This window comes from Flavobacterium sp. KH_001 (assembly GCF_057840745.1).
Map to the genome: position 1 here is coordinate 4,808,688 of NZ_CM174520.1, position 24,355 is coordinate 4,833,042.

Annotated in this window: 23 protein-coding genes and 3 tRNA genes; 14 read left to right on the plus strand and 12 right to left on the minus strand. The window is 34.6% G+C overall.

What is annotated here, in order from left to right:
• The 6 genes from AC3ITQ_RS20355 to AC3ITQ_RS20380 all read right to left on the minus strand — a co-directional run bounded on the left by AC3ITQ_RS20355 (position 1) and on the right by AC3ITQ_RS20380 (position 5,941).
• Entirely contained in the window at positions 1-2,613 is a 2,613-nt protein-coding gene (locus AC3ITQ_RS20355) for a TonB-dependent receptor (protein ID WP_489235932.1), read from the minus strand.
• A gap of 98 nt (positions 2,614-2,711) precedes the next feature.
• Positions 2,712-3,557 (minus strand): FecR family protein, encoded by an 846-nt coding sequence (locus AC3ITQ_RS20360; RefSeq protein WP_489235933.1) that lies wholly within the window; start codon positions 3,555-3,557, stop codon positions 2,712-2,714.
• Positions 3,539-3,778: a hypothetical protein gene (locus tag AC3ITQ_RS20365; protein WP_489235934.1), complete on the minus strand. Its 240-nt coding sequence runs from the start codon at positions 3,776-3,778 to the stop codon at positions 3,539-3,541. The genes AC3ITQ_RS20360 and AC3ITQ_RS20365 overlap by 19 nt, the downstream gene beginning before the upstream one ends.
• Before the next feature lie 46 nt (positions 3,779-3,824).
• Positions 3,825-4,346, minus strand: coding sequence for an RNA polymerase sigma factor (locus AC3ITQ_RS20370; RefSeq protein ID WP_489235935.1), 522 nt, complete (start codon positions 4,344-4,346; stop codon positions 3,825-3,827).
• Between the two features lie 328 nt (positions 4,347-4,674).
• Positions 4,675-5,496, minus strand: a complete 822-nt coding sequence (locus AC3ITQ_RS20375) for a phospholipase A (RefSeq protein WP_489235936.1) — start codon at positions 5,494-5,496, stop codon at positions 4,675-4,677.
• 253 nt (positions 5,497-5,749) lie between these two features.
• Positions 5,750-5,941, minus strand: coding sequence for a cold-shock protein (locus tag AC3ITQ_RS20380; RefSeq protein WP_056194237.1), 192 nt, complete (start codon positions 5,939-5,941; stop codon positions 5,750-5,752).
• Positions 5,942-6,363: 422 nt separating this feature from the next.
• Between AC3ITQ_RS20380 and AC3ITQ_RS20385 the strand changes: the two genes are divergently transcribed.
• Together AC3ITQ_RS20385 and AC3ITQ_RS20390 are read left to right on the plus strand one after the other, a co-directional pair.
• The gene (locus AC3ITQ_RS20385; protein ID WP_489235937.1) at positions 6,364-6,642 is read left to right on the plus strand and encodes a hypothetical protein; all 279 of its coding nucleotides are present in this window, start codon (positions 6,364-6,366) and stop codon (positions 6,640-6,642) included.
• 47 nt (positions 6,643-6,689) lie between these two features.
• Positions 6,690-6,980, plus strand: coding sequence for a hypothetical protein (locus AC3ITQ_RS20390; RefSeq protein ID WP_489235938.1), 291 nt, complete (start codon positions 6,690-6,692; stop codon positions 6,978-6,980).
• An 88-nt stretch (positions 6,981-7,068) separates the two neighbouring features.
• Here AC3ITQ_RS20390 and AC3ITQ_RS20395 read toward each other — a convergent pair.
• The 3 genes from AC3ITQ_RS20395 to AC3ITQ_RS20405 all read right to left on the minus strand — a co-directional run bounded on the left by AC3ITQ_RS20395 (position 7,069) and on the right by AC3ITQ_RS20405 (position 7,348).
• Positions 7,069-7,142: transfer RNA gene (locus tag AC3ITQ_RS20395), tRNA-Arg, on the minus strand.
• 32 nt (positions 7,143-7,174) lie between these two features.
• Positions 7,175-7,249 (minus strand) — tRNA-Pro (locus tag AC3ITQ_RS20400).
• A gap of 15 nt (positions 7,250-7,264) precedes the next feature.
• Positions 7,265-7,348 (minus strand) — tRNA-Ser (locus AC3ITQ_RS20405).
• A 250-nt stretch (positions 7,349-7,598) separates the two neighbouring features.
• Here AC3ITQ_RS20405 and AC3ITQ_RS20410 point away from each other — a divergent pair.
• Positions 7,599-8,777 carry an acetyl-CoA C-acyltransferase gene (locus tag AC3ITQ_RS20410; RefSeq protein WP_489235939.1) on the plus strand — a complete coding sequence of 393 codons (1,179 nt, stop codon included), beginning with the start codon at positions 7,599-7,601 and terminating at the stop codon, positions 8,775-8,777.
• 70 nt (positions 8,778-8,847) lie between these two features.
• Entirely contained in the window at positions 8,848-9,609 is a 762-nt protein-coding gene (locus AC3ITQ_RS20415) for a C40 family peptidase (protein WP_375032792.1), read from the plus strand.
• A gap of 134 nt (positions 9,610-9,743) precedes the next feature.
• On the opposite strand, the gene AC3ITQ_RS20420 is transcribed toward AC3ITQ_RS20415, so the two are convergent.
• The gene (locus AC3ITQ_RS20420; protein WP_026984517.1) at positions 9,744-10,589 is read right to left on the minus strand and encodes an AraC family transcriptional regulator; all 846 of its coding nucleotides are present in this window, start codon (positions 10,587-10,589) and stop codon (positions 9,744-9,746) included.
• A 119-nt stretch (positions 10,590-10,708) separates the two neighbouring features.
• Between AC3ITQ_RS20420 and AC3ITQ_RS20425 the strand changes: the two genes are divergently transcribed.
• The 4 genes from AC3ITQ_RS20425 (at position 10,709) to AC3ITQ_RS20440 (ending at position 13,435) form a co-directional block, all read left to right on the plus strand.
• Positions 10,709-11,695 carry an aldo/keto reductase gene (locus AC3ITQ_RS20425; protein ID WP_489235940.1) on the plus strand — a complete coding sequence of 329 codons (987 nt, stop codon included), beginning with the start codon at positions 10,709-10,711 and terminating at the stop codon, positions 11,693-11,695.
• 312 nt (positions 11,696-12,007) lie between these two features.
• On the plus strand, positions 12,008-12,610 hold the full coding sequence (locus AC3ITQ_RS20430; protein WP_489235941.1) for an NAD(P)H-dependent oxidoreductase: 603 nt from the start codon (positions 12,008-12,010) through the stop codon (positions 12,608-12,610).
• A gap of 19 nt (positions 12,611-12,629) precedes the next feature.
• Positions 12,630-12,908: a putative quinol monooxygenase gene (locus AC3ITQ_RS20435; protein WP_489235942.1), complete on the plus strand. Its 279-nt coding sequence runs from the start codon at positions 12,630-12,632 to the stop codon at positions 12,906-12,908.
• A gap of 59 nt (positions 12,909-12,967) precedes the next feature.
• Entirely contained in the window at positions 12,968-13,435 is a 468-nt protein-coding gene (locus AC3ITQ_RS20440; protein ID WP_489235943.1) for a DUF3291 domain-containing protein, read from the plus strand.
• Positions 13,436-13,592: 157 nt separating this feature from the next.
• Here the strand turns inward: AC3ITQ_RS20440 and AC3ITQ_RS20445 are convergent, their stop codons facing one another.
• The gene (locus AC3ITQ_RS20445) at positions 13,593-14,300 is read right to left on the minus strand and encodes a class I SAM-dependent methyltransferase (protein ID WP_489235944.1); all 708 of its coding nucleotides are present in this window, start codon (positions 14,298-14,300) and stop codon (positions 13,593-13,595) included.
• A 259-nt stretch (positions 14,301-14,559) separates the two neighbouring features.
• Between AC3ITQ_RS20445 and AC3ITQ_RS20450 the strand changes: the two genes are divergently transcribed.
• Positions 14,560-15,441 carry a LysR family transcriptional regulator gene (locus AC3ITQ_RS20450; RefSeq protein WP_489235945.1) on the plus strand — a complete coding sequence of 294 codons (882 nt, stop codon included), beginning with the start codon at positions 14,560-14,562 and terminating at the stop codon, positions 15,439-15,441.
• A 308-nt stretch (positions 15,442-15,749) separates the two neighbouring features.
• The gene (locus tag AC3ITQ_RS20455; RefSeq protein WP_489235946.1) at positions 15,750-17,030 is read left to right on the plus strand and encodes a DUF2130 domain-containing protein; all 1,281 of its coding nucleotides are present in this window, start codon (positions 15,750-15,752) and stop codon (positions 17,028-17,030) included.
• 219 nt (positions 17,031-17,249) lie between these two features.
• Here AC3ITQ_RS20455 and AC3ITQ_RS20460 read toward each other — a convergent pair whose 3' ends face one another.
• Positions 17,250-18,023 (minus strand): META domain-containing protein, encoded by a 774-nt coding sequence (locus AC3ITQ_RS20460; RefSeq protein ID WP_489235947.1) that lies wholly within the window; start codon positions 18,021-18,023, stop codon positions 17,250-17,252.
• A 292-nt stretch (positions 18,024-18,315) separates the two neighbouring features.
• Here AC3ITQ_RS20460 and nirB point away from each other — a divergent pair, with 292 nt between their 5' ends.
• From nirB to AC3ITQ_RS20480, 4 genes are all read left to right on the plus strand, one after another.
• Positions 18,316-20,829, plus strand: coding sequence for a nitrite reductase large subunit NirB (nirB, locus tag AC3ITQ_RS20465; RefSeq protein ID WP_489235948.1), 2,514 nt, complete (start codon positions 18,316-18,318; stop codon positions 20,827-20,829).
• 224 nt (positions 20,830-21,053) lie between these two features.
• The gene (nirD, locus tag AC3ITQ_RS20470; protein ID WP_194656816.1) at positions 21,054-21,434 is read left to right on the plus strand and encodes a nitrite reductase small subunit NirD; all 381 of its coding nucleotides are present in this window, start codon (positions 21,054-21,056) and stop codon (positions 21,432-21,434) included.
• A gap of 260 nt (positions 21,435-21,694) precedes the next feature.
• Positions 21,695-22,279: a DUF4202 domain-containing protein gene (locus AC3ITQ_RS20475; protein WP_026984528.1), complete on the plus strand. Its 585-nt coding sequence runs from the start codon at positions 21,695-21,697 to the stop codon at positions 22,277-22,279.
• A gap of 6 nt (positions 22,280-22,285) precedes the next feature.
• Positions 22,286-24,091, plus strand: coding sequence for an ATP-binding protein (locus AC3ITQ_RS20480; RefSeq protein ID WP_489235949.1), 1,806 nt, complete (start codon positions 22,286-22,288; stop codon positions 24,089-24,091).
• The last annotated feature ends 264 nt before the right edge of the window (positions 24,092-24,355 follow it).

A 24,355-nucleotide genomic window follows, 5' to 3' on the forward strand; every position in this document is an offset into this window, starting at 1 on the left:
TTAAAATTTAAAATTATAAGAAATACCAGGAACTATCCCAAAAATGGACAGCCGTCTGGTTTCATTTGCTCCTGTATCATCATTTGTAGCGAACGTCATAGCAGCAGCATTTTTTCTGTTGTAGATATTATAGATGCTAAATACCCAATAGCTTTGCCAGCCTTTCTTTTTATCTGGTTTAGGTGTATAAGTCGCCGCAAGATCTAAATGATGAAAAAGCGGAAGTCTGTTTTCATTTCTAAGCGAAAAATTCGGGATATTAATTCCTCCAAATTCGTAATATCCATTCGCATACGTTACTGGCTGTCCAGACTGAAGTGTAAAATTAGCATTAAAAGACCATTTAGGATTGTATTGATAACTTCCCACAACGTTTAAATTATGCAGTTTATCATATCCTGACAAATACCATTCACCATTTGCAATTCCGGGCTCCTGAGCAGTTCTGCCGGGCGTTTTTTGTTCCGCTCTTGATAAGGTGTAAGAAACCCACCCTGTAAAATTACCCGTATTCTTTCTAAATGATAATTCCATTCCATATGATCTGGCCTTACCGTTTAGAATAACCTGTTCTATATTATTATTAGCTAATATATCAGCTCCATCTATGTAATCAATACGGTTTTGAATTTTCTTATAAAACATTTCTCCTTCAACAGAATATTCATTGTCTTTAAAATTCTTAAAATATCCTATAGCATATTGATCCAGAATTTGTGGTTTTGTAAAAGGTCCGCTTGGTGTCCAGATAGTCATAGGCAAAGGAAACTGGGTATTCGATAACATATGGATGTATTGTGCCATTCTGTTATAACTTGCCTTTACTGAAGTATTATTATTAAAGGCATATGATAATGCGGCACGAGGTTCGAAGTTATTAAATTTACTTATCGTTTCTCCACTTTTATAGGAGATGCTTCCTGTTGGAGTTCCTTCTTCATAAATATTATATAACGGATTATATACTACGGCCTGTCCGTTTTCGTAAGTACTAATATCTTCTCCTCCTAAACGGTAAAACATACTATAACGGAGTCCGTAACGAAGATTCAGTTTTTCTGTAATCTGATGTTCGAAATCCAGATAAACAGACGATTCTAAAGCATATTTTTTATCAAGCTGTTTGTAATTAAACTGTGATTCTGAACTTGTAGGTTTCACAGTACCCGGATTAAAATTATAATATTGGCCATCAATTCCGTAATTAAGTTTTAATTTTTCGGATACAGAATGATTCCATGCATACTTAAGACCATAGTTTTCAATCTTATTGTTCCAGTCAAACAATTCTGTTGGCAAACCAAGGGTAAATTTATAATCGCTATAGTAAAGAGATAAATTTGTATTCAATTGATCTGAGAATTTATGTTTCCAGCTTAAGATTCCCATTGTATTTCCAAAAGTAGACTCAAAGCGGTTATCAATATCAAAAACATCATTTCCAAAATATCCGGAAAAAGAGATAGAGTTATTAACACCCAATCGATAATTAAGCTTAGCATTTATATCATAAAACTTTGCTGAATTACTATTATCATTAAGCTTTAAAAATAAATGAGCATACGATGTACGACCGGCCAAGAGAAAAGAACCTTTATCTTTCTGAATTGGCCCCTGAACCAATAAACGGCTCGAGATCAAACCAATACCACCATTTACTTTGTATTCTTCAAAATCACCAATTTGTTGGGTTATATCAAGAACAGAAGAAACTCTTCCTCCAAATTTAGACGGAATTCCTCCTTTGTATAAATCAAGTCCACTAATTGCATCTGCATTAAAAACGGAAAAAAAACCGAACATATGAGAATCTCCATAAACAGGAGCACCATCCAAAAGAAGCAAATTCTGATCAGCCGCACCTCCGCGGACATTAAACCCCGAAGAAAGTTCTCCTGCATTTGTAACTCCCGGCAAGGTCAAAATTGATTTTAAAGGATCCGGCTCACCCATTGCAGACGGAATCTTTTTGATTTCCTCCATAGTCAGTTTATTGACACTCATTTGAGTATTTCTTACATCAACCGCTTTAGAGGTTGTTATAATAACCTGATCTAATTGTTGACTGTCTGCTTCAATGTTAAAATCTATTCGTACATCGCCAGAAACCGTAATTTGTTTTTCCTTGTTCTTAAAACCTACATAAGTAATTAAAACAGTATAGTTTCCATTATCAAGTTCTAATGAAAATTTCCCATTTGCATCTGTTGTAGCGCCAGTCGAAAGTTCTTTAATGAAAACATTAGCACCAATAACAGGTTGCCTGCTTTCATCAAGAACCTGACCCGTTAGCTTGCTTGTTTTTTTAGCAGCATTTATGGGCTTTTGCTTGACAAAAATATTATTGCCTACGATCGAAAACTGAATTGGTGTAATGCTATTCAGCTCATTGACAAACTGTTTTATTTCGATACCGTTATACGACTTTTTTTTAGTAAAATACTTTCGGCTTGTATCTATCTGATCAGTAAAAGCAAATTTATAATCTGTCTGATTCTCAATTTGTTTAAATAATTCTTTTAGCGTTACAGTTTTATCTACAGTTACGGTTATACTTTGGGAAAACACAGCCCAACTGAATAAAAAAAAGCACGCTGAAATTATATGCTTCATGAAATTTTGTATTTTTGAATAATATTAAATGGGCTAGCTCTTTGCTACCCTGATTATGAGGAGGATGTGTAGTTTCGCGGCTTGCATCCTTTTCTTTTCTATCGAAAAGTAATTTGCTTTAATTCATCATTTATTTCAAAGTTTAGGTTATACATTTCTGATAGTAATTGCACAATTGTTTTTAAATCTTCTTTTTTATTGATTCTAACTGTAATTCGCTGGTTGCTATATTCCTGCGGAATTATCATTTTATATCCATAATTTGCTTCAATATAAGCGCTAACAGCTGTTAGTTTTTCGTTATCAAAATCAGTAAACCTGTTGAATGCTATTACCGAAGCTATTTTATTGCCGTAAGTAAATTTTTCTCCTGGTTTTAATATCCATTTTTGCGTCTGGTCTTTTATACTCATCTGAACACTTCCTTCATAAAGCTGTACTATTACACCATCTTTATCTTGTCCTGTTACAGTAAAAGAAGTTCCTAATACTGTTGTCGTCGTCTCATTACAGAAAACCTGAAAAGGATGTTTTTTATCTTTTTTGACTTTAAAGTAAGCCTCTCCTTCAACCTGAATTTTTCTGTTACTCTCAAAATTATTCGCATAAACAATTTTAGAATACGGACTTAATTCAACCCTGGAATTATCAGGTAACAAAACAGTTTTTACTTTTGAAGTAGTATTTTTAACAACATTCGAAGCCACATAAATAGTGTCTTGCAAAGGACTGCTGTTAAAATAAATTCCCGTTCCTATAAGTCCAAAAATTAAAATTGCAGCAGCAGAAGCATAATAACGCCAAGCCTTAAATTTTTGTTTTTTTGAAGGAAATGCTTCAGATTGAAATTTCTCCCAGGAAGCTTCCTTTGTATCATCAGAATGTGAAACAGGAGTTTCTCCCCATACTTTTTTCAATTCTTCTTCTATTCTTTTGTCATCCATGTTTTTGGAGTGTTAAGTTTTTGACAATAAAAACCCTGCTTATTAAAAACACCATAAACTAATTCCTTAATATTTCTGCTGGTTTCAATTTTTAAAATATGATTGTGATCTTCCAAATCAAATTTCATTTTACAATCAGAAATAACGAACTGCAAAAGAATTACAATAAAGTTTGCATCTTCTTTCGTTCTAACGTCAGTTTTATAAGACTCAATACGCATATTTATGTTTCGTTTTTATATATAACAAACGAAAACAAAAAAGTTCCTAATGGTCTTCGATTTTTTTTCGAATAAATTTACTGGCAAGATAAATATGATTGGCAATGGTCTTTTCAGAAAGATCCGTCATAGCCGCAATCTCCTTATAGCTAAGGTTTTCCAGTTTATGTAAAGTAAATATTTTTTGCTGTTGCTCAGGAAGCTGATTTATAAAGCTGTGTAATTTTTCTCTTCTTTCTTCAAAAACACCAGTTTCTACAGTTTCTTCCACCATTTCAACTTGCGAAGAATCAAGTTGTATTATTTTATTCTCGCGATTAACATGATTAATGATGATGTTCTTACAGATCGTGAATAATTGTTTATCAAACAAAACATCTTCATTAAGCAATTCCCTTTTATTATATAATCTCAAAAAAGTCTCCTGAACAAAATCTTGTGGAGTAAGAACTGTAAAATTAAATCGTTTGGCAATATTTATCAGTTTATCGTAGTACTGCAGATAAGCCTCTTTGAAAGAAGCTTCATGGCCTTTTTTTAAATTTACTATAAATTTTTTATTGTCCATCCTAATATAATCATTAGTCTTAACTCAATGCTCAGAATAATATTGCCTTTAAGTTGATAGCTGAAGATTCACTTAATAAGTTATGACTACAAAGAACTGAATTTTTTATACCAAAATTATCTAATAGGAAAAATATAATTTTAAAATTTTGTAATCTTAACATCAACTCTTTATAAATTCTATTGAGAAAAAAGTGTCCAATTAAAGAAATTAGAAACCGAACTATGTTATTAAGTAGCTAAAAAAGCGTTGTTTAACAATCATAAAAAGCCACTCGATTGGAGTGGCTTTTTTGGAATCTAATTGGGTAAAATTCGAATATTTTATTCTAAAAAATACCCATATTTTCAGGCTTTATAGTAAATCCAATACGTATCATATTTTTGTGTTCCTGATAGTCGATTAAACTTTCAGTATAACCTATAAACCATTGAAGGGTGAGATAGTAATTTTCGTTTTTATAAGGCCTCCAGTTTAGCTGTGTCTGTAAAGAGCCATAATTGATAAGACCACTTCCTTTCCTGAAAAGGATATCGGCACTCCATCTTCCCGGCTGTATCTGATAAGTTGCACTTGCTTCACCGTAACCTACATATTTGGTAAGTTCAGGATTATCTTCTTTATCCACAAGCGGAATCCACCCTCTCAATCCGACAATCCATCGTGGTGAAATTTGCGATTTTAAAGAAAAAGCAAGCATATTCCAGGTTCTCGAATAAATGGAATCTCTACCGTTTGATTCGTGTTCCAGAGAAATTGTTCCGTAAGTCAATCTTCCACCTTTTAAATAAAATGGACGAACTACAGCTACTCCCGGATTAAAATTAATTTCTGCAAATGGTTTTGAACTCGCATAAATGTCCCAAAAGGCTTTTTGAGTATACATTAAATAGGGGAAGAATCCGCCCCACAAAGGTTTTGATTTTAATCGCAGTTTAAAACTTATCTGGTATTTCACATCCGCAGAATTGCGATCGATAGGCTCATCCAAAGGTACTCCAGTTAAAAAATAATTGTCCTTATGAACAGAAAAACTAGGTTCTTTCAAAAGTGAATCTGCTGCACGGAAATTTTTCTTCTCTTCTAAAATTTGTGAATTGGATTGGATTGAAAAGAAAATCAAACAAAGGAATAGATATTTGAAATGCATTTATAAGGATTAAATTGGAGTTATTTTTTAAACTTTATAAATGTCTATTAATTTAATGAAGGGTATTGACTCAATAAAAATGAGATTTGTCTCAATCAATCATTAGTGAGTTAAATTTATTAATAGATTATTTTCTCTTAAAACAAAGCAGCCTTATTTATAGTTCCAGGCCAACTAAATAAAATTAATTTTGGGTATAAAAAAAAGCATCGGCCATGGGCGGATGCTTTATACTTTTTGTAAAGAAGTAGTATTAAGCTACAACTACATTTACTGCATTAGGTCCTTTTTTACCTTCTGCTACGTCGTAACGTACTTCATCATTCTCACGAATGTTTTCTGATAGACCAGAAACATGAACAAAGATTTCACTTCCTCCATTTTTTGGTGTTATAAATCCAAAACCTTTTTCTTCATTAAAGAATTTTACTGTACCTTCTTGCATATTAATAATTATTTGTTGAGCGTAAATGTAAGACAATTAATAGTACCATACTGAAAAAGAATCACTTATATTTAAAATAAAAAAATATTTTTAAATATAATAAACAATTCCAATTCAAAACAAGCATTTGGTTATGGTCTAAATCAGTTAAGTCCCATTCCCAAATTTAAATCATAATTGATTTTCCTTTAAATTACATTTAGGCCACAATGAATGAAATCACAAAATTTCATTTATAACTATTTGTAAATTAGATACTCATTTCAAATTGGAAGTTTATCATCAATCTTTTAAAAAACTTTTATTTCTGACAATTAACTCTACTGTGAATTATATAATTACACCTAATCTATTATATAAAATGATTTGTTACTAAACAGGTAATTTTATTCTATAAAGTTATTAAACTTAAATAAAAACATATGGAAAACTTAATTAATCAGGAAAACCTCGAAGATATTAGAGAACTTATAGAGAACAAAATAAAAGATATCCCTGGAGAATTGATTCTTGCAGGTGCACTTGGATCTATACTTTTATCTTCCTATTTAAATAAAACAGGCCATACGCAGGCTGCTTCTATAATTGGATCACTGGCTGTACCTATAGCAGGAATAGGTCTTGCAAAATATAAAGACGTCTTAAAATCAGGAATAGCAAGTTTTGAAAACCCTGAACAGGAAGTTTCGCAACCCGTCTAACTGAAAAATAGTTTACCTAGCAAACTACTAACTTTAAACTTATTCATATGAAATCTGAAAATTATTTTTATTCGCCTGAGGAACCTATAGATGATATAACATATTATGAAGAACAGTTGTTATTAAATTATGACGATTATTTAGATAATGCTTTTGTGGCCGAATTGACTGCCAGCAACCATTATGATCTGGAACTTGGCGATTTGGAAGAAAATCTTTCAGATGATATGGATTCTGAATACGATGAAAATGACTGGGAAGAATTGGAATCTATTGGGCTCGAAGGTGAATATGATAAAAATGAAGGACAACCTGGAGCTTTCTTAATGAAAAACTAAAACATTCAAAGATAAAAGGAATGTTTTTCAAGTTTTTACAAAAATATGCAAAAACAAAAAAGCCACTCGATTTGAGTGGCTTTTGTTGTGATCCCAGAAGGATTCGAACCTTCGACCTACGCATTAGAAGTGCGTTGCTCTATCCAGCTGAGCTATGGAACCATTTGTTTTAAAACTTTATGGTAAAGTTTCTGTCGGGGTGGCAGGATTCGAACCTGCGGCCTCCTGCTCCCAAAGCAGGCGCGATAACCGGGCTACGCTACACCCCGAAGGCAAAATTTAAGCGGAGAGACAGGGACTCGAACCCTGGCGACGGTTACCCGTCGACAGATTAGCAATCTGCTCCATTACCGCTCTGGCACCTCTCCAAGCTCAAGAAACGTGTTCTGTTTTGCGGTTGCAAATGTAAGACAACATTCCATATCTCACAACTATTTCTGCGCTTTTTTTAATCTTTTTTCAATCTTTTTTTAAAACCACTTCACAATCAAACGAATAGAATTAACAAAAAATTGATATTAAATTTAAAATCCAATGAAACTGATACATATTGATACAAAATTTGAATTTATTTAAATAAAGAGTAAATTTGCTACATTAACTAATATTAAACAGAAAATGAACAAAAGAGTTGTTATCGTTTCTGCCGTTAGAACACCTATCGGAAGTTTCATGGGAGGGTTATCTACCGTACCCGCACCAAAATTAGGTGCTGCCGCTATAAAAGGCGCACTTCAAAAAATTAACCTAGACCCAAAATTAGTTGATGAAGTTTTTATGGGCAACGTTGTTCAGGCAGGAGTTGGACAAGCTCCGGCACGTCAGGCCGCGCTTTTTGCCGGTTTGTCTGAAGAAGTTGCTGCTACAACTGTAAACAAAGTTTGTGCTTCCGGAATGAAAGCTGTAATGTTCGCTGCTCAGGCAATCGCTTGTGGTGATGCAGAAATTGTAGTTGCCGGAGGAATGGAAAACATGAGCTTGATTCCGCATTACGTACAAATGCGTAACGGAAACAAATTTGGGCCTGCAACTATGCTTGACGGAATGCAGAAAGATGGTTTGACAGATGCTTACGATAACAACGCAATGGGAGTTTGCGCTGATTTATGTGCGTCTGAATACAACATCAGCCGTGAAGACCAGGATAATTTTGCTATTCAATCGTACGAAAGAAGTGCAAAAGCCTGGGATGCCGGAAAATTTGACAATGAAATTGTTCCTGTCGAAGTACCACAAAGACGCGGTGAACCAATTATCGTTTCTAAAGACGAAGAATACACTAATGTAAAATTGGATAAAATCCCTTCATTAGCAGCTGTTTTCACAAAAGACGGAACGGTTACTGCTGCAAATGCTTCTACAATCAACGATGGAGCTGCTGCTTTAGTTTTAATGTCTGAAGAAAAAGCAATTGCATTAGGATTAAAACCTTTAGCTTATATCAAAGGTTACGCTGACGCTGCTCAGGAACCAAAATGGTTCACAACAAGTCCGGCAAAAGCATTGCCAAAAGCCTTAAATAAAGCTGGAATCGCAATTGGGGATGTTGATTATTTCGAATTCAACGAAGCTTTCGCCGTTGTTGGATTAGCCAATTCAAAAATTCTTGATCTGGATAACGATAAAGTAAACGTAAATGGCGGTGCTGTTTCATTAGGACATCCTCTAGGTTGTTCAGGAGCTAGAATCATTGTAACTTTACTGAATGTTTTGGAACAAAACAATGCTAAAACCGGAGCTGCTGCAATTTGCAATGGCGGTGGTGGAGCATCTGCAATTGTTATCGAAAGAGTTTAAATAATAATACAATAGATTGGGAGTTATTGCTTTAAGTAACTCCCAATTTTCAACTTATAAATTACCCTAAATGTTCGGAATTTGCAATCTCGCCATAGTACCCGTTCGATCTGAACCAAGTGACAGAAGTGAAATCGTTACACAACTTTTGTTTGGCGAGCACATCGAAATTTTAGAACGTCAAAATCAATGGGCCCGAATAAAAATTCAGTTTGATGACTATGAAGGCTGGGTAGATTCAAAACAATATCAGGTAATTTCTGAAGCCAATTACAATCAGTTAAGTAAAGAGGCTATCATTTTGAATGCTGATTTGATTGATTACATCACAGCTCCGGACAATTTATTATTGCCAATTCCGCTTGGCGCTTCCCTAACTTTTCTAAATAATAGCGAAATCAATACCTCCAACTTTGATTTCGAAGGAACCAAAACCAGCGGTGTAAAACCTAAAAGTGCTTTAATCAATACTGCTTTTATGTATTTAAACGCTCCGTATCTTTGGGGCGGAAAAACACCTTTTGGAATCGACTGTTCCGGTTTCACACAAATGGTTTATAAACTAAACGGCTATAAAATTCATCGTGATGCTTCTCAGCAAGCGCTTGATGGAGAACCTCTAAGTTTTATTGAAGAAAGCGAAGCTGGAGATTTAGCGTTTTTCGACAACGACGAAGGAAACATCATTCATGTCGGAATCATTATGGACAATAATTACATCATTCACGCCAGTGGAAAAGTTCGTATCGATCGTTTAGATCACTTAGGAATTTACAATCCTGAATTGAATAAACACACGCACAAACTAAGAGTTATCAAGAAGATTATTTAGTTTTTAGCCACAGATTAAAGGATTAAAATGATTTTAAAATCTGTGTAAATCAGTGAAATCAGTGGCGAAAAAAGAAAAAATCCGCAATAATCCATGTTTTCGCTTGCGAATCCGCGTCATCCGCGTGCCAACATTTACGCACTAATACGTATCGTCTTCCTAAACTCCGAAGGACTATTCCCTCTCTGCTTTTTAAAGAATTTATTAAAGTGACTTTCATCCGTAAAGCCAAATTCATAAGCAATTTCATTAATCCGTTTATCACTAAATTGCAAACGATGTTCAATCAATTTCGTTTTGTAATTGCTGATATATTGTTGCATCGTTTCACTCGCATGCTTCTTAAAATAGCGTCCTAAATACGTATTCGAAATTCCGAAATACTCACTTAATGATTCCGCTTTTATTTTCTCCGGATAATAAATATTATTCTGAATATATTGCAGAATATCCATCGCCTTACCTTCAGTTCCAACATTTACCTGTTCAGGCAAATACTTCGCAATATTTCTTGCTACAATAATAATCAGTGTATTCACCAATTGCTGAATCAATTCCTGATTGTAAACATCTTTATCCTGATGTTCACGACAAATCGCTTCAATCATCACTTTGACCAAACATTTATCAGCATCATTCTTCAAAATACAACCCGGCTGATGATTCGCATTTTGTAAGATATATTCTAAACGCTGAATATTTTCATTTTGCAGACTAGAGTTCTTCAAATAAATATCATTAAAACGCAAAAAGAAAAACTTCGTTTCCGTTTCAATCGTAAAATTATGACAATCTTCAGGCGTCAATAAAAACATATGTCCAGCATCATATTCAAAAATATTTTTGTTGATGCATTGTGAACCAGTTCCTCCCAAAATATAAACCAATTCAAAGAAATTATGACGATCTCCCACATCCGGATATTCATCCAGAGTTTCAAAGGAAACGGTAAACGGCTCGTATAAATTTTCTTTTTTCATGAGATGTAAATTATTTGAAGTTGCAAATTTACATAAAAAAGACAAATATATACAAGTTAACACTCTTAAAAATGGTATAATTTTGCCAAGTGAAATTTAAGATTTAAAAATACAACATTATGGAATATAGAAAATTAGGCAATACTGAACTTGAATTATCAACTATTACATACGGCGCATTTGCCATTGGCGGAAATATGTGGGGCGGAAACGAAAAAGCAGATTCAATCGCTTCTATTCAGGCATCAATCGACCACGGCGTGACCACAATCGACACCGCTCCTTTTTACGGATTTGGTTTAAGCGAAGAAATGATTGGCGAAGCCATAAAATCTCACGATCGTTCAAAAGTGCAATTATTAACCAAATTTGGTTTGGTTTGGGACGGTAGCAATAACGGAAAAGGCGATTTCTTTTTCGATGCCGATGACAACGGAAAGAAAATCCCGGTTTACAAATACGCTTCAAAAGCAAATGTTATTAAAGAAGTCGAAGAAAGCTTAAAACGTCTTCAAACCGATTATATCGATTTATTGCAAATTCACTGGCCAGATTCGACAACGCCAATTCACGAAACGATGGAAGCGCTTGAAACTTTGATTCAACAAGGAAAAATCAGAGCAGCCGGAGTTAGCAATTATAGCGCTTCACAAATTCAGGAAGCACAAAAAACAATTCAATTAGCATCAAACCAGGTCCCGTTTAGTATGTTGAATCGTAAAATTGAAACCGATTTGATTCCGTTAACCCTTGCAGAGAACATCGGAATTATTGCTTACAGCCCGATGGAAAGAGGTTTATTAACCGGGAAATATTTTACCGACAGCAAACTAAAAGACAACGATCACAGAAACGGATATTTCGGACAGTTTGATCTTCAGAAAGTAAAAACTTTAGTCGAAGAATTAAGTTCATTAGCAAATGCAAAACACATTTCGATCTCACAATTGGTTTTACGCTGGACGACTTTACAAAAGGGAATCACAATCGTTTTGGCCGGAGCAAGAAATGCAGAACAAGCAATTTCAAACGCAAAAGCAATGGATTTCGATTTATCAGTTTCAGAATTAGATTTTATCAATCAGGCAATTTCAAAAGTAAAATAAAAAAGTTTTTAAACACATAGAAACATAGCCAATAGGCACGCAGAAAGGCATTTCACTTAGTTTAAAAATACATAGCTATGTGTGAGAAACTAGTTTCTTTCCACATTCTTTTTTAGCCAAAGAAACCTATGTTTCTATGTGTTTAAATTACACTCAATACATTTAAAAAAAAACAATAAAAATAACTTGGGTGTGTCCCCGCAGAAAAAGCGGGGTCGGGCTATCCGTTGCAATCTTTTGTGCCGAACCCCGGCACAAAAGGATTTACACTACTATCCCTCACACTCACGAATTCATAAGAACATTAAAGACATGAAAAAAATATTTATCATCAACGGAAGTCAAAATTTCGCTCATTCAGGCGGAAAATTCAACCAAACCGTTACCGACTGGACAATCGAATACTTAACAAACAGCAAGCAATTCGAAATTAAAACAACCGACATCAAACAAGATTTTGATCTTGATGAAGAAGTCGAAAAATTCATTTGGGCTGATGTCGTAGTGTATCATACGCCAGTTTGGTGGTTTCAATTACCAAACCTTTTCAAAAAATACATCGACGACGTTTTTACAGCCGGACACAACAAAGGAATTTACAGAAGCGACGGAAGAACCAGAACAAATCCGGACATTAATTACGGAACCGGTGGACAATTACACGGACGCAAATATATGCTAACCACAAGTTGGAATGCACCTGCAACCGCCTTCACACTTCCGGGAGAATTTTTCGAAGAAACATCTGTAGATGAGGGGGCTATGTTTGGTTTCCATAAAATGAATAAATTTGTAGGTATGGAAAAACTAAACAGTTTTCATTTCCACGACGTTGAAAAAGGTGCCACTGCCGAAAACATTGACATCTTTAAGGAAAATTACACAAAGCATTTAGAAAAAACGTTTAACTTTTAACTTCTAACATCTCACAATCATGATCTCTATTACCGCAATTATCAAAAGTAAACAGGAAAATATCGAACAAGTTAAAAACATGATTCATCATTTGGTTACCGAAACCAAAAAAGAAGCGGCGTGCATACGTTACGACCTGCATACAACCGAGAATGTTTTTATCATTTGGGAAGAATGGCAAGATCAGCCTGGCCTTGATTTCCACAACAATCAACCGTATTTACAGGATTTTATCAAACAAAGTGAAGACATGGTCGCCTCTCCTATTCAGGTTTATAAAACCACACAATCATTATAAAAAGTTACAATAATTAAGTACCAAAAAGTTAACTTGCCTATATCTTTAACTAGTTAAATATGAGTAATTATCATCTTGCCGAAATTAATATTGCCAAAATGAAAGGAGTCACCATAAATGACCCAATCATGAAGGAATTTGTAGACAATTTAGATCTTGTAAATACTTTAGCCGAAAAAAGCGAAGGTTTTGTCTGGAGATTAAAAGATGACAGTTACAATGCCACAAACCTGAATCCGTATAATGATGAACAGATTATTGTGAATGTTTCAGTTTGGGAGAATATTGAAACTTTGGAACATTATATGTATAGAACGTTTCACAGCGAGTTTTTAAAACGCCGTAAAGAATGGTTCCTAAAATTCGGAAAAGCAGCAACAGCAATGTGGTGGATCCCGAAAGGACATATTCCAACACTTGAAGAAGCCGTAGAAAAGTTAGATTATTTACAGCAAAACGGTCCTTCACAATTGGTTTTTGATTTTAAAAACAAGTTTTCTGAGCCAGAATTAGAAAATAAAGTATAATTTTTTTTTGCCACGAATTACACGAATTTTCACTAATTATTTTTTTCTTTTGCCACAGATTAAAAGATTAAAAAGATTATTTTTTTGTAAAGCTTCAACCTATGTAAGGTTTGGAAAAATTCGTGTAAATTCGTGTAATTCGTGGCTAAATCTTTTTTTACTTTATTCCACCAAAAGCACCAAAACACATATTCTTGTGTAAAATTTCAACGCTTGTAAAACCAACTTTCTTCATCAAATCCAATTGATAATTCATTGATCTTGGCGTATCTTCTTTTTCGACATAATCCAACACTTTCTGGCGATATTCAGCGCCGCCAATTCCTTCTAAATAATCGCCATAACGTTGCCAGGTATATTCATTTAATAAGTCCGTGTCTTGTGTAATCAAATCCGAAATCATGAAGCAACCTCCTGGTTTTAATAACTTAAATATTTTAGTAAAAGTTGTTTCCCAATCTTCATCATCTCTTAAATGATGCAAAACCGCTCCGGCCAAAATAATATCAAAATGATTTTCTGGCAATTCAACTTCCCGAATATCGCCTTGCTTTACTTCAACTCTACCAGTGGTGGCTGCAGAAACTCTTTCGAAAGCTCTGTCCAACATCGGCAAACTCAAATCAACCAAAGTGCTATTCAAATTGGGCACTTTTGACAACATTTTTAAAGTATAATTCCCGGCACCGCAGCCGATATCCAAAACATTTACGGCATTCGGCACAATTCTTTTTGAAGCTTCCGTAATTAATTCTAAAGAAATGGTAGCGTCGATTGTGGCGACTTGTCCCGTTTCTAAATTCGAAAATCGTTCGACATCATTGTCAAAACGTTCTCTGATCTCTTCAATAGTTGATTTTTTCATAGTTATGTTTTTTAACTTTGAGTTTTATTTTCACGCAGATTTTATACAGATTTAAGCAGATTAAAAAGGATTTTTTCTTTTAATCTTCATTTAGGATTCTAAATTAAATTTAAAAAATTCACGCATAAAAAAATATCTGCGCCAATCTGCTTAAATCCTTTTTAAAATCTGCGTGAAACAATTTTTTCTCAAAAGTATTCTTTTGATATATACTTCAAAAATACTTATTTTGTCAATTATCAATACTTAACAGGTATTTATGGAATTACGTCATTTAAAATATTTTCTGGCTGTAGCCGAAGAATTAAGCTTTACCAAAGCTGCTGAAAAACTATTTATTTCACAACCACCTTTAAGTCGGCAGATTTTAGAATTGGAAGAAGAACTCCAAGCGCGCTTGTTCAACCGAAATAATAAAAAAGTAGAACTAACCGAAGCTGGAAAATATTTTGAAAAAGAAGTAAGAGAGCTGTTTCAAAATTTGGAAAGCATTACAATTAAAACAAAAAAGATAGCCGAGAATGTTTCCGGCGAATTTAGAATCGCGTATATCAGTTCGATTTATTCGTCTGTTATTTCAGATTTGATCAAACATTTGAAAGAACAATTCCCTTATGTAAATTTCAAGCTTTTTGAAGTATCAACTACCAAACAAATTTTAGCTTTAGAACAAGGAAAAATTGATTTGGGCATCATTCGGTCTCCTGTAAAATCTCCCAAAATAAAATCACAATTGTGGTTTAAGGATGGTTTTTCGGTGGTTTACAATAAGAGTTTGATACAAATTAAATCCGAAGAAGAAATTCCGAAATTAAAAGACGAAACTTTTGTGTTTTTCAATAAAGATTATGCACCGTATTATCATGAAGTTTTATTAGAGCTTTGTGCTTTTTATGGTTTTGAACCGAAAGTCGTTCACGAATCGAACAACATTAATTCGATTGTGCAATTGGTTAAAAATGGCTTGGGAATTTCGATTGTTCCCTCCAACATTGCGAAGAATAATCAGGACGCTGAAATTGGTTTTATGGAATTGAAAAAAGTCAATTTATTTACGGATGTTTCGCTGATTACTTCAAAAGAAGATGATTCTGAGATTACGAAATCTGCCGTTGATTTTTTGTTGAATTTTAAAAGATAATCGCGCAAAGGCGGAGAGTCGCAAAGTTTTTCCTCATTTTATGTCATTGCGAGGAACGAAGCAACCACATTAGCTGAATAAGTTTTTGCTTTTCTAGCGTGATTGCTTCGTTCCTCGCAATGACAAACAGTGCGTTTAACTTACAACTTAAAAAAAAACTTTGCGACTCTGTGCCTTTGCGCGATTAATAAAATATCCTGCCAATTTCACGTCAAAAAAGTTACAATTTATCACAAGCAAATTCCCTAAAAACACCGAACTTTTAAATACCTTAGCAAATTATAATTCTCGTTAAAAAATCAATAAAAATGGCTGAGCAATCTTCAATTATATGCCCAAATTGCGGGACACCAATCGATGTCAATGATGTTTTAAAACATCAGTTGGAAGATAGTATCCGTAAAGAATTTCAACAAAAAGCCAATGCTCAAAGCAGAGAATTGGAGCTTAAAAATGAACAATTCGAAAAAGCCAAAGCCGACTTTGAAGCTAAAAAGAAACAGGAAAATGAACTTTTCGCTGAACGCTTAGAACGCGAGAAAAAGACAGCTGAAAAAGAGATTACCGAAAAGCTAAAAACAAAACTCGAAGAAGAAAATAAAGATCGTTTGACCTTAATGGAAAAAGAACTTTCTGAGAAATCGGAGAAGCTTCGTGAATTGAATAAAATGACAGGCGAAATTGCAAAACTCCAACGTGAAAAACTGGAAATGAAAGAAGCAATCGAAGCCGAAGCGCAAAAACAACTGAACGCTACTTTAGTTTTGGAACGTGATAAAATCCGTAAACAGGAAGAAGAAAAAAACGAACTTAAAATAAAAGAATACCAAAAACAATCTGACGATCAGAAAAAGCTAATCGAGGAAATGAAACGCAAGCAGGAACAAGGTTCTATGCAGTTACAAGGCGAAGTAATGGAATTAGCGATCGAAGAATGGCTGGCGAATAATTTCCCATTAGACAGTATTGATGAAGTTAAAAAAGGCGCCAACGGTGCCGATTGTCTTCAGATTGTAAACACACGCGAACTGCAAAATTGTGGTTCTATTTATTACGAAAGCAAGCGTACCAAAGCTTTTCAGCCATCCTGGATTGAGAAATTCAAAAATGATATTCGAACTAAAAGAGCCAATATTGGTGTTTTAGTAACTGAAGTAATGCCAGCCGGAATGGACCGAATGGGAATGCGCGACGGTATCTGGATTTGTACTTATGAAGAATTCAAAGGTTTAAGCGCTGTATTGCGTCAGTCATTGATTCAGGTAAGTCAGGCGGTTCAGGCGCAGGAAAACAAGGGCGATAAAATGTCGATGTTGTATGACTTTTTAACTAGTAATGAATTCCGCTTGCAGATTGAAGGAATCGTAGAAGGTTTTACGCAAATGCAAGGCGATCTTGATGCCGAAAAAAGAGCCATGCAACGTATCTGGAAACAACGCGAAAAACAAATCGAAAAAGTGGTTCATAATACTTTAGGAATGTACGGATCGATTCGGGGTATTGCCGGAAATGCAGTTCAGACGGTACGTGCTTTGGAATTGGATTTTATTGAAGAAGACGAAGAAAATCCTAAGGAATTATTAGAATAACGTTGCGAATATAGAACGCGGATGAAACGGATTCGCTAAAGCGAAGACGCGGATTTATACGGATTTTTATTTTTTTCGTCCCGTATTGTCAGGAATGACAAAAAAACAAATCATCTTATAAAAATGAGTGCCCTAGCCCTGATGGGAGGGAAAATCCTTTTGTGTCCGCCGCGGCGGACACAAAAGATTGGAAGGACAGCAGTAAACAGCTCCTAAAAATTAATCAACCTTTCTAAATACCAACAATTTACCTGAAGGATTTGAAAGTGTCAATCTATTATCTCCAATTGAATATGTTGTTGCGCTTTGAAGTGCTTTGGTAAATTCGCTTTCTTTATTACCCGGTGCGCAGGCCATTAAAGTCGAAATTACTTTGGTAAATCTTAAAAGGTCTTTTTCATAGAATAGAGTTCCGGAAATTGAATTACAACCTCCAAAACCCATAAAAGTATTTTCTTGTGCATGAATTTCTATTCTTGGTAACTCCCTTTGGTAATCGGCGATAAAAACTTTATAACCGTTTAATTCTTCCAGAACCCAAATGTCGTGCAGGCGATAATCAGTAATATATTTTCCACAGCCCTCGACTTTTTTAGACTCAAGCTCTGAGTTATTTTTAATTTCAATTGAAACCTTATAAGGTGAAATTGCTCCCGACATTGAATCCTGACAATCTACTTGCTGAATCGTAACTGTCGCCGTTGCCTGTTCATTACTCAATTTATACATTTTTACATTCGCATCCATTGCTTTTATTGGTTCAACCGATGAAAAAATGATTTTCTCTTTACCAGGAATCAGCGACGTAAAAATAGTTTGCTCCTTCCCTAGTGTTATTCCCCAAAACGGTTCATTACCGGTTGCTTTAAAATAGATGGTCATATCGGCTTCCTGAGAATTTGTTGCCAAAGCTGTTTCTTTTGAACCTGTTGATGCTGATTTACAGCTGATCATCAACGACGAGAAGAGCAAAAATGCAAGTATATTTTTCATGAGATTTTTATTTAAAATGAATTGAATTTTTAGGAACAAATTCCAAAATTCAATTGAATTTACGACAATTTTCTGTAATCCTTATTTAGAATCTTTTCAAATTTAAGAAAATCGGCACCAAAATCATAAATATTAGGAAGATGAAAAACCGTCTGAAATCCGCACTACTTAAGAGATTACGACAAAATACGTATTACTTCTCGTTATTTTTCTAACAAAAAAGCAAATTACATACGTATTTTTATAAGTATAAATACTTATATTTGCGTAGTAATACTTAATTAAAGAAATCATGATTAGAGTAATAGTAGTTGGAAACGGCATGGTTGGTTATAAATTTTGCGAAAAATTCATTGCAAAATCAGGACAGGAAAAGTATCAGATTACCGTTTTTGGCGAAGAGCCAAGACGCGCTTACGACCGTGTTCATTTAAGTGAATACTTTGGAGGCAAAACCGCTGATGACTTATCAATGTCAACTAGTGAATGGTACGCAGAAAACAATATTATTCTAAACACTTCTGAGTTAATTACAGATATTAACAGAACAGAAAAAACAATACATACGCATTTAGAAAAAACGCATACGTACGATTACTTAGTTCTTGCTACAGGATCTTCGGCATTTGTACCACCAATTGATGGAGTTGAAAAAGAAGGCGTTTTTGTATACAGAACGATCGAGGATTTAGATGCGATTATGGGATATGCAAAAAAAATAAAACAAAAAGGCGCTACAGAAGCTGCTGTTTTAGGTGGCGGTTTATTAGGACTTGAAGCAGCAAAAGCGGTTCGAGATTTAGGTCTTAATCCGCATGTGGTTGAATTTGCTCCGCGCTTGATGCCAAGACAATTGGACAAAGGTGCCAGCGACATGTTACAATCTAAAATTGAAGAATTAAATATTGGCATTCATCTTAACAAAGCCACACAATATATTGATGGAGCAGCCTGCATAACGGGAATGATGTTTGCCAACGAAGAATTGTTAAAAGTTGATATGTTGGTTATATCTGCCGGAATTAAACCTCGCGACGAATTAGCTCGAGTTTCAGGATTAGAGGTCGGTTTACGAGGCGGTGTTGTGGTAAACAATCAGATGCAAACATCAGATCCTTCTATTTATGCGATTGGCGAAGTGGCTTTATACAATCAAAATATTTACGGACTTGTTGCTCCAGGTTACGAAATGGCTGATGTTGCCGCTGAGCAAATCTTAAATGGTTCTAAAACCATGAGAGAAACCATCGATATGTCGACACAATTGAAATTGATTGGTGTTGAAGTTGCGAGTTTTGGTGATCCTTTTATCGAAAATGATGATGTAACCGCCATTATTTATGAAAATAAATTATCAGGTATTTACAAAAGAATCAACGTTACTAAAGATTCTAAAACCTTATTAGGCGGGATTTTAGTTGGAGATTCAAGTGATTATAATTCTTTATTTCAGATTTACAGCAACGCGATGGCTTTGCCTAAAAATCCTGAAGATTTGATTTTAGGTTCAAGAGACGGTTCTGAAGGTTCAAGTTTAGGAAGCGTTATGGATTTACCGGATACTGCGGTAATCTGCTCTTGCGAAAATGTAACGAAAGGTTCTATCTGTTGTTCCCTTTTAGACGAAACCTGCTCTAGTTTTTCAGATGTTGTAAAACATACCAAAGCAACTTCGGGTTGTGGAGGCTGTAAACCAATGGTTTATGATTTGGTAAAAGCCACGCAAAAATCACTTGGAAAAGAAGTAAAAGAGGTTATCTGCGAGCATTTTAATTACAACCGTCAGGAATTATTTGATTTGGTAAAAATCAATAAATATGAGAATTTCTATGATGTAATTGACCACCACGGAAAAGGTGACGGCTGTGAAGTTTGTAAACCGGTTGTGGCTTCAATTTTTTCCAGTATTTACAACGATACTGCCAACAAACACCTAACCACGCAAGATACTAACGATCGGTTTTTGGCTAACATTCAACGAAACGGAACGTATTCAGTTGTTCCTAGAGTTGCCGGTGGAGAAATTACGGCTGAGAAATTAATTGTAATTGGAGAAGTTGCCAAGCAATTCGATTTATATACTAAAATTACGGGTGCTCAACGTGTTGACTTATTCGGAGCACATTTGAATGACCTTCCAAAAATCTGGAAAATTTTGATTGATAATGGTTTTGAAAGTGGTCATGCTTACGGAAAATCCCTTCGTGCTGTTAAGAGCTGCGTTGGAAATGCCTGGTGCCGTTACGGAATGGATGACAGCGCCGGATTTGCAATCGAATTAGAAAACAGATACAAAGGAATTCGTTCTCCTCACAAACTAAAAGGTGGTGTTTCGGCCTGTATTCGTGAATGTGCCGAAGCCCGCGGAAAAGATTTTGGTTTAATTGCTGTTGAAGGTGGATGGAATTTATATATCGCCGGAAATGGTGGAGCAAATCCAAAACACGCTGTTTTATTAGCGGAAAAAATTGACAAAGAAACGGTTATCAAATATATGGATCGCTTTTTAATGTATTATATCCGTACCGCTGGTCCACTTATTAGAACTTCTACCTGGTTAGAAAAATTAGACGGGGGTTTAGAGTATTTGAAAGAAGTAATTATTGAAGATAGTCTAGGCATCTGTGAAACTTTAGAAGCTGAAATGCAGACTTTAGTTAACACTTTTGAATGCGAATGGAAACAAGTATTAGAAAAACCAAGATTATTAAAACGTTTCAACCATTTTGTAAACTCTGAGGAGAAAGATGACAATGTTGTTTTTGTTCCGCTAAGAGATCAAAAAGCGCCAAAAGCGTGGTCTTAAAAAAATATCTTGCCACAAAGACGCAAAGTCACGAAGCCAAATTATAAAACTTAAAAAAAAACTTTGCGCCTTTGCGCCTTCGCGGCAAAACACCACAAGCTCCAAAAAAAGAAAAAAATATCACAAACGTTTGCTGTCCTCTTACCCTCTTTTTTACTGCGCCATCAAAAACTCTCTTGATTGTAAAAAGAGGGATAAGAAACAGGAACAAAAAAATGCACAAAATGGAAGAAATCTTAAGTCAATACGAAACAGTACATCCAAACGATGCTACAATTTGGTTCAAAGCCGGAAAAGTAGAAGATTTTCCAACCAATCGTGGTGGCTGTATCAAATACAAAAACAAGCAAATTGCTATTTTCAATTTTACACGCCGCAACGAATGGTATGCTTGCCAAAATGCCTGTCCGCACAAAATGGAAATGGTTTTGGCCAGAGGAATGACGGGATCTACAGATGATATTCCGAAAATTGCGTGTCCGATGCACAAAAAAACCTTTTCATTGGTTGATGGTTCAAACCTGAATGGAGATGATGATTTAAAAATCGCAACGTATCCGATTAAAGTTATTGAGAATGAAGTGTTTGTTGGGTTTGTGGATTAATTTATAGGCCACAGATTACACAGATTAAAAGGATTAAAAATTGTTTGCCACGAATTTCACGAATTAGCACGAATTAAATTAGTGGAATTTGTGAAGTTCGGGGCGAAAATTTTATTAAGACTCATGCCAATGCAGATTAAATCTAAAAAATCTTCTAATCTGTGGCAAAAAACAAAACAATAATTTGTGCTAATTCGTGAAATTCGTGGCAGAAAAAAAACTTAATTCAGTATCTTTGAAATCTATTATCCGACCAAAAAATGACTACACCTTTTCAAAAAGCAAGCGAATGGATTGATGCCGAAAACGCTCAGGATCCGAATATCGAAATCGATCAAAACAACGAATATCCTAAAGAATTACTTTATTCCAACAGGATGTACGAAAGGCTGATGCAATTTGAGCCTGAAGCTTCAGAAGAAGTTCAGATTGCCTCAAAAGCACAACACATTTGTCGATGGAAAGTCGCTCGTGAATCATACCCAATGGATCGTGTGGGCTATTTGAGATGGAGAGAAGAATTGAAAAAATTTCATGCTAAACTTACTGCCGAAATCTTAGAAAAAGCAGGATATAATCAAGATTTTATTGACCGTGTTTCTTTTTTAATCGAAAAAAAATTACTTAAAAAAGATGCCGAAACACAACTGCTTGAAGATGTAATTTGTTTAGTCTTTTTAGAATATTATTTAGATCCTTTTGTGCACAAACATGATGAGGAAAAACTAAAAAATATCATCAAAAAAACCTGGGATAAAATGTCGGACAAAGGACATCAGGAAGCTTTAAAGATTAATTATTCTGAAGAAAATTTAAACTTGATAAAAGCTTCTTTAGGATTGTAATTTATTATGAAAAAAAGCAATCAGGAAACTGCAGATAAAATTACTTTCAAAAATTTACGCCGTCTGTATTTTTTTGCACTCTGGACTATTGCTGTAACTATAATTATAAGTCAGGTTTTAGTTCAATACAACTTAAAACAACAACTTAGCGATTCTAAAATCATTAACATTTCCGGGAAGCAGAGAATGCTGAGCCAGAAGATTGTAAAAGAAGTTTTGATTTTACATTATGTTTCTGATATCAGTTCTAAAAAACAAATTGCTCATCTAAAAAATGTTTTATCACTTTGGAAAAACAACCAGAATTCACTCGAAAATGGCAGTGACAGTCTGGCTTTTCCGAAAGAAAAAAGCGAAACGCTCGATAAATTATATCTTGAAATAAAACCAAGTTTCAACAATATTGTAGAAACAACCGATTTGTTTCTGCTAAATTTAGAGCAAAAAAACAACTTAGCAACTAATCAAAAACTGGTTGAAACCATTCTGAAAAACGAAGGTCTTTTTCTTTCGAAAATGAATCAGATTGTGAGTCAGTATGATCTTGAAGCACACGAAAAAGTTACAGAACAACGCAGAATCGAATACTGGATTTTTGCCTTTACCCTATTCGTTTTACTGCTGGAGTTTTTCTTCATCTTCAAACCAACCAATAAAAAAATCGAGCGACTTATTGCCAAACTTTTATCTTCTGAAAAGAAAGCGCTAAAACTTGCATATGACACGGAGATTATAAGTGAAATAAAGGAAAACTCCGTAAAAGAATTAAAATCCCTGAATTATGCTATGGAAAATACGTTGCTTTATTGCCGTATTTCTCCTGATGGCTCAATCATTCATATTGGAGAAAAATTTGCCAAACTTTTAAACTACACCAAGTTCTCCTCTAATAAAAAATTCTCTGAAGTTCTTACTACTGACGAGAAAGAACAACTTAATATTGACCGTATTATTTTCGAAAAACAGCGCAGTGGCTGGCAGGGTGAAATTAATATTATCAACAAAGAAGCACAAAATATCTGGCTGGATCTTTCAATGGTTCCGGTTACGATTAAAAAAGATGAATTAGAACTTTTAATTGTTTGTTTCAATATTACAGAACGCAAAAAAGCACAGCGGGAAGTAGAACGTCTTAACATTGAAAACAGTACGGAGAAAATCAATCAGCAAAAAGTTATTTCGAGTAAAATTGTTGAAAATCAGGAAAACGAACAAAACCGAATTGCCAAAGAAATTCACGACGGAATAGGTCAAATGTTAACTGGTTTGAAATTCAGTTTAGAAAGTATCAATCTGGATGACAAGGAAAAATCGGCTCAAAAAATTGAATACTTAAAGAAATTATCGCTTGATATTATCAAAGGAGTTCGCACCGCAACTTTCAATTTAATGCCTCCGGAATTAAGCGATCACGGTATTGTTTCATCACTGGCAAAACTGACTCAGGAACTTTCTAAACTGACCGGAAAAGAAATCCTGTTTTATAATAAAACCGATTTTAGTCAGCGTTTGGACTCCTTAATCGAAATCAACATTTACCGCCTTACTCAGGAAGCGATCAATAACGCGATTAAATACGCCGAATCATCGCATATTATTGTACAGCTTTCGCACAGTAATACTTTACTAAGCATTATTGTCGATGACAATGGTAAAGGTTTTGATGTAGCTGCTGTCGATAAAAAACGAAATAGTGAATCCGGAATGGGAATGTTATTTATGCAGGAAAGAATTCAATATATAAATGGGCGCGTTTTCTTCAAATCGATTCCGGGTGAAGGAACAAGGATTACTTTTAATATACCAATTTGAATAATTAGATAATTTGCCAATTAGATAATTTAGATAATTTCCCGTTGTATATATCAATGACACGCGAAACTCCGCAATCAAAATCTCCAATCTTTGTCGATCCACGAGTGTGATCTCTCCTTCGTCGAGATGACAAGTTTGCGCAAAAAAATAACCAAATAACAAAGTTGTTTTCACATTATCTAATTATCTAATTGGCAAATTATCTAATTAAACAATTCTCACATTATCTAATTATCTAATTGACTCATTCTCTAATTTAAA

Coding starts and splice junctions, on each gene's coding strand:
- AC3ITQ_RS20355 (WP_489235932.1), bottom strand. CDS start 2,613: ATGAAGCATATAATTTCAGCGTGCTTTTTTTTATTCAGTTGGGCTGTG.
- AC3ITQ_RS20360 (WP_489235933.1), bottom strand. CDS start 3,557: ATGGATGACAAAAGAATAGAAGAAGAATTGAAAAAAGTATGGGGAGAA.
- AC3ITQ_RS20365 (WP_489235934.1), bottom strand. CDS start 3,778: ATGCGTATTGAGTCTTATAAAACTGACGTTAGAACGAAAGAAGATGCA.
- AC3ITQ_RS20370 (WP_489235935.1), bottom strand. CDS start 4,346: ATGGACAATAAAAAATTTATAGTAAATTTAAAAAAAGGCCATGAAGCT.
- AC3ITQ_RS20375 (WP_489235936.1), bottom strand. CDS start 5,496: ATGCATTTCAAATATCTATTCCTTTGTTTGATTTTCTTTTCAATCCAA.
- AC3ITQ_RS20380 (WP_056194237.1), bottom strand. CDS start 5,941: ATGCAAGAAGGTACAGTAAAATTCTTTAATGAAGAAAAAGGTTTTGGA.
- AC3ITQ_RS20385 (WP_489235937.1), top strand. CDS start 6,364: ATGGAAAACTTAATTAATCAGGAAAACCTCGAAGATATTAGAGAACTT.
- AC3ITQ_RS20390 (WP_489235938.1), top strand. CDS start 6,690: ATGAAATCTGAAAATTATTTTTATTCGCCTGAGGAACCTATAGATGAT.
- AC3ITQ_RS20410 (WP_489235939.1), top strand. CDS start 7,599: ATGAACAAAAGAGTTGTTATCGTTTCTGCCGTTAGAACACCTATCGGA.
- AC3ITQ_RS20415 (WP_375032792.1), top strand. CDS start 8,848: ATGTTCGGAATTTGCAATCTCGCCATAGTACCCGTTCGATCTGAACCA.
- AC3ITQ_RS20420 (WP_026984517.1), bottom strand. CDS start 10,589: ATGAAAAAAGAAAATTTATACGAGCCGTTTACCGTTTCCTTTGAAACT.
- AC3ITQ_RS20425 (WP_489235940.1), top strand. CDS start 10,709: ATGGAATATAGAAAATTAGGCAATACTGAACTTGAATTATCAACTATT.
- AC3ITQ_RS20430 (WP_489235941.1), top strand. CDS start 12,008: ATGAAAAAAATATTTATCATCAACGGAAGTCAAAATTTCGCTCATTCA.
- AC3ITQ_RS20435 (WP_489235942.1), top strand. CDS start 12,630: ATGATCTCTATTACCGCAATTATCAAAAGTAAACAGGAAAATATCGAA.
- AC3ITQ_RS20440 (WP_489235943.1), top strand. CDS start 12,968: ATGAGTAATTATCATCTTGCCGAAATTAATATTGCCAAAATGAAAGGA.
- AC3ITQ_RS20445 (WP_489235944.1), bottom strand. CDS start 14,300: ATGAAAAAATCAACTATTGAAGAGATCAGAGAACGTTTTGACAATGAT.
- AC3ITQ_RS20450 (WP_489235945.1), top strand. CDS start 14,560: ATGGAATTACGTCATTTAAAATATTTTCTGGCTGTAGCCGAAGAATTA.
- AC3ITQ_RS20455 (WP_489235946.1), top strand. CDS start 15,750: ATGGCTGAGCAATCTTCAATTATATGCCCAAATTGCGGGACACCAATC.
- AC3ITQ_RS20460 (WP_489235947.1), bottom strand. CDS start 18,023: ATGAAAAATATACTTGCATTTTTGCTCTTCTCGTCGTTGATGATCAGC.
- nirB (WP_489235948.1), top strand. CDS start 18,316: ATGATTAGAGTAATAGTAGTTGGAAACGGCATGGTTGGTTATAAATTT.
- nirD (WP_194656816.1), top strand. CDS start 21,054: ATGGAAGAAATCTTAAGTCAATACGAAACAGTACATCCAAACGATGCT.
- AC3ITQ_RS20475 (WP_026984528.1), top strand. CDS start 21,695: ATGACTACACCTTTTCAAAAAGCAAGCGAATGGATTGATGCCGAAAAC.
- AC3ITQ_RS20480 (WP_489235949.1), top strand. CDS start 22,286: ATGAAAAAAAGCAATCAGGAAACTGCAGATAAAATTACTTTCAAAAAT.